Source organism: Polaromonas sp. P1_G2 (assembly GCF_056405515.1).
Genome location: NZ_JBFUBY010000318.1, coordinates 1 through 4,369 on the forward strand (window position 1 = coordinate 1; position 4,369 = coordinate 4,369).

4 protein-coding genes, 1 tRNA gene and 1 pseudogene are annotated in these 4,369 nt (G+C 58.8%); 2 read left to right on the top strand and 4 right to left on the bottom strand.

All coding sequences use genetic code 11. The features are described from left to right. The first annotated feature begins 110 nt into the window (after positions 1-110). The gene (locus AC1D0P_RS22475; RefSeq protein ID WP_477678772.1) at positions 111-1,118 is read left to right on the top strand and encodes a class 1 fructose-bisphosphatase; all 1,008 of its coding nucleotides are present in this window, start codon (positions 111-113) and stop codon (positions 1,116-1,118) included. Between the two features lie 23 nt (positions 1,119-1,141). Beyond that, positions 1,142-1,217 (top strand) — tRNA-Thr (locus tag AC1D0P_RS22480). A gap of 108 nt (positions 1,218-1,325) precedes the next feature. Here the strand turns inward: AC1D0P_RS22480 and AC1D0P_RS22485 are convergent. From AC1D0P_RS22485 to AC1D0P_RS22500, 4 genes and pseudogenes are all read right to left on the bottom strand, one after another. After that, a pseudogene (locus AC1D0P_RS22485) lies at positions 1,326-1,526 on the bottom strand (IS3 family transposase); the annotation flags it as partial. A 107-nt stretch (positions 1,527-1,633) separates the two neighbouring features. Next, on the bottom strand, positions 1,634-2,599 hold the full coding sequence (locus tag AC1D0P_RS22490) for a hypothetical protein (RefSeq protein ID WP_477678773.1): 966 nt from the start codon (positions 2,597-2,599) through the stop codon (positions 1,634-1,636). Positions 2,600-2,679: 80 nt separating this feature from the next. After that, complete coding sequence (locus AC1D0P_RS22495; protein WP_477678774.1) at positions 2,680-3,384, bottom strand: hypothetical protein; 705 nt, start codon at positions 3,382-3,384, stop codon at positions 2,680-2,682. Positions 3,385-3,406: 22 nt separating this feature from the next. Further along, a partial coding sequence (locus AC1D0P_RS22500) for a TRAP transporter large permease (RefSeq protein WP_477678775.1) occupies positions 3,407-4,369 on the bottom strand: 963 nt, incomplete at its 5' end.

A 4,369-nucleotide genomic window follows, 5' to 3' on the forward strand; every position in this document is an offset into this window, starting at 1 on the left:
AATTTGAAGAGCGCAAACCGCAAGGCAAGCCCCGCTGATCACCTCGCCCGGCCATACCCGACAACAACATCGCCGCCAACCGATCCAACCTTTCATCCAACGGAGCCCCCATGTCCCAAAAAATCTCCCTGACCCGCTACCTGGTCGAGCAGCAGCGCATGGACGGCCACATCCCCTCGCAGCTGCGGCTGCTGCTGGAAGTGGTCGCGCGCGCCTGCAAGAGCATCAGCCAGGCCGTCAACAAAGGCGCGCTGGGCGGCGTGCTCGGCACCGCCTCCAGCGAGAACGTGCAAGGCGAAATCCAGAAAAAACTCGACATCATCGCCAACGAGGTGCTGATCGAAGCCAACGAATGGGGCGGCCACCTGGCGGCCATGGCCTCGGAAGAAATGGACAGCATCTACGTGGTGCCCAACCGCTACCCCCAGGGTGAATACCTGCTGCTGTTCGACCCCCTCGACGGCTCCAGCAACATCGACGTCAACGTCAGCATCGGCACCATCTTCAGCGTGCTCAAAAAGCCCGAAGGCCATGCCGGCGTCGAAGAAAAAGACTTCCTGCAGGCCGGCAACAAGCAGGTCGCGGCCGGCTACTGCATCTACGGCCCACAGACCACCCTGGTGCTGACGGTGGGCGACGGCGTCGCCATGTTCACGCTGGACCGCGAGCAGGGCTCCTTTGTGCTGACCGAAGAGAACGTCAGAATCCCCGAGGACACCAAGGAGTTCGCCATCAACATGAGCAACATGCGGCACTGGGATGCACCCGTGAAGCGCTACATCGACGAATGCCTGCAGGGCAAGGACGGCCCGCGCGGCAAGGACTTCAACATGCGCTGGATCGCCTCCATGGTGGCCGACGTGCACCGCATCCTGACCCGCGGCGGCGTCTTCATGTACCCCTGGGACAAACGCGAGCCCGAAAAGGCCGGCAAGCTGCGCCTGATGTACGAAGCCAACCCCATGAGCTGGCTGGTCGAGCAGGCCGGCGGCGCCTCCACCAACGGCAAACAGCGCATCCTCGACCTGCAGCCCGGCAAGCTCCACGAACGCGTCAGCGTCATGCTCGGCTCCAAAAATGAGGTCGAACGGGTGACCTCCTACCACTCCGGGCTATAATCTCGGGCTGTATTCCATAAAACGCCGGTGTAGCTCAGTCGGTAGAGCAGCTCATTCGTAATGAGAAGGTCGGGTGTTCGATTCATCTCTCCGGCACCAATAAAAGCCCCTGTTTCGCAAGAAACAGGGGCTTTTTTCTTGTTGGATTCCGTCGAAATCCGACCCACCTGGCGCGGCAAGGGGGTGCGGACAATTGCCTGGACTGGTTTATGTCGTAAATCCAAGGCTCTCCCGGTATTCGATGGGGCCAAGAAAGCCAAGAAAGCCAAGAGAGCCAGGAGAGCCAGGAGAGATCTTGATCCGCTTCTCGTTGCACCAGCGGATGCAGGAATCGACTACCTGAATGAACTGCTCAACGGTTGTGGTTTTCCAGTCCCGAGGGTAGAACAGTTCCGTTTTCAGCCGCCCGACCACCGCTTGAAGACGTTTACCAATGTCCGGGGCTTGCCGGAAGCTGCGGAATGCAGCCAACCAGCCTGCCATGTAAAGCAGGCAGCCTTCAAATGAATCGTCGTTTATCTGGCAACCGTCTTTGACGGTCCAGCCTTTCCTTTTGCGGGATTGAAATGTGACTCCACATTCCATGTCACAGTCATTTCACATTGGACCTTCCCGCTTGACCGTCCTGCTTTGCAGGAGACAGGGGTTTCACCAATAACGGTCGAACTGATGTTCACACCGGGTGCGGAGGTGAGCTTCGCACGCTCTTCTTTCACCCAATTCCTCGCCTGTTCTTCGCTAAGATAATTCGGCGTACGGATGGTTCTGGCAGCTTTGAATTTATAAACTTTTTGTTCAGGTGGAGTCTTGGCGACAGTCGAGTCGGACTTCTTTTCAACAACCGGCTTCGCGCCAGACTTGCTCGCGGCCGTCGCCTTCTGATCGGCGGGCACCCCCGTGAGAGTTGGGGAATTGTTCGAAGCTTTTACGGCCGGCCCGTTGTTTTTTGCCGCGGTCGGAGCATTTTGGGCCTGGACAGGCTTGCTGCCCTCACCCCAATTGCCGTGCAATACGTTGTCGTTAGACTTTAGGTTAATGTTTCGAAACCTTTCAGCAGCCGCCGCATCTGCGTAACACTCGTCCCCATAGCTTAGCTCGACCCTCTTAAAAATTGTGCCTGGATCGATGCTCCCCTCAGCGCGCTTCAAATTTCGTTTCGTGAAATCAAGTGCGCGAGCATTCAGGTCATTCTGGATCGCTTGATTCAGATTTAGTTTATTGGGACTATTGAAAGGTTGGTCGATTTTTACTCGCACAACATCAAGAACGATCCCAACTTTACGGTCAGCCGAAGATACTAAGGCATGGACATAGCATTCTTCAGCGAAAGATTGCCCGCCAGCAATTAACGCGATAAGTGCGAAAGCAACGCGTGGAGTATTTTTCATTTTTCCGGTGCCTGTTTTAAAAATTTTAAATTTCAGGATAGCACGGAAGAAGCAAATTGATACAGTTCCGGTCGCCTGTTTAGTGGAACCCAAACAACGTGACCGCATTGATCTTTGCACCCATTCGAGAACCAAAGCGTGGCTGAAAGAAAAGAAACCGGATTGACGGGGACTTACGCTGCCCCGCCCTGCGCGGCAGGATGCAAGTCATGCGTCCCCAGTGAATAGGAGAGAACGTAGATGCCGTGTGTCATGGCCGCAAGGGCGCCTGCAGCCTTGAGATTCTGCGGCGACAGCTCGTTGGCCAGGGCGTGTTGCAGGGCCTCCGTCTCATAGGACGACAGCAAGACAATCCAGTCGGCGGCGGCATCCCCGCCGCGGATTTTTTGCTCTTGGGTCATGGCTGCCTCCGGCGTTCGGGTTTGCAGCAGGTGCGCCCCGACGATGCCTCTGCTTTCCGCCTGGCGCGCCAGCAGCTTCTCCAGCCAGGCCAGCAAGGGCCCTGCCTGGCCATCCGCAGGTGACAGGCGAATCGTCAGCACCGCCCGGCCCAGTCCGGCACCGAAACTGCTGAGCAGCTTGCACTGGCTGCGCACCATGTGCAGGTGGTGCGGCATCATCTTCGCCGACCATGGCGACGGGTTGTTCAGGCTCTGCAGATATCCCGCGGAGGTGAGGGTTTCATACGATGCCAGCTCATACATCACAAAAAATCCCGTTCCACCGTCAATGTTGGACCAGCGTGAGCCGCGCAGAAAGCCTTCAATGCCCATGCGTTCCGGAAAGTGTTCGCGGGAGTGCCACTCCTGGAACTCCTCGCGTTGCGCGGGCAGGATGTCCCACCACATCGCTACTGCAGCCTTGCCTAAAAGTGCCATATCGTCGAACCTCAGTAGAACTTCAGTAAAACCAGCTTGCCGGAACCGTGACCAGTTTGGGGAATACCACCATCAAAAACATCACCGCGAACTCGGCGATCATGAACGGGATGACACCCTTGGTGACGTCGTCCATGCTGATCTTGCCGACCCCCGCCACCACGTTGAGCACCGTGCCCACCGGCGGCGTCACCAGCCCGATCGAATTGTTGATGATGAACAGCACGCCGAAATAGACCGGGTCGATGCCTGCGGCCTTGATCACGGGCATCAGCACCGGCGTGAGGATCAGGATGGTGGGTGTCATGTCCATCGCCGTGCCCACCAGCATCACCAGCACCATGATCGCCGCCATCAGCAAAATGGGGCTGTCCATGAAGGGCTTGAGCAGGTCCACCACCATTCCCGGCAGGTTGGCCACCGTGATCAGCCAGGCGCTGACCATGGCCGCGGCGATCAGGAACATCACGATGGCACTGGTCTTGGCCGACGCGACGAACACACCGTAGAGTTGCGGGAGCTTGAGTTCGCGGTAGATGACGGTAGAGACGAACAGGGCGTAGACGGCGGCCACCACGGCCGCCTCGGTGGGCGTGAACACGCCCATGCGCAGGCCAACCAGGATGATGACCGGCAGTACCAGCGCCCAGGTGGCGTCGCGGAACGCCTTCATGATCTCAGTGGCCGACTTGCGCGGCGGCGGCACGATGTCCTCGCGCCGCACCAGCCAGGCCCAGGTGATCCACAGCGCGCCGCCGATCAGCAGGCCCGGCACAACGGCCGCGAAGAAGAGCTTGGAGATCGACACGTTGGCCGCAACGCCGAAGATCACCAGCCCGATGCTGGGCGGGATCACGGGGCCGATCACCCCGACGGCGGCGATCAGGCCGCCGGCGCGCTTCTTGTCGTGGCCGGCCTTGACCATCATCGGAAGCAGCAGCGCGGTGAGCGCGGCCGCGTCCGCCACGGCCGAGCCCGATAGTGC

What these genes read in the sequence shown, in the direction of transcription:
- AC1D0P_RS22475 (WP_477678772.1), top strand. Translation starts at nt 111, where the DNA reads ATGTCCCAAAAAATCTCCCTGACCCGCTACCTGGTCGAGCAGCAGCGC.
- AC1D0P_RS22495 (WP_477678774.1), bottom strand. Translation starts at nt 3,384, where the DNA reads ATGGCACTTTTAGGCAAGGCTGCAGTAGCGATGTGGTGGGACATCCTG.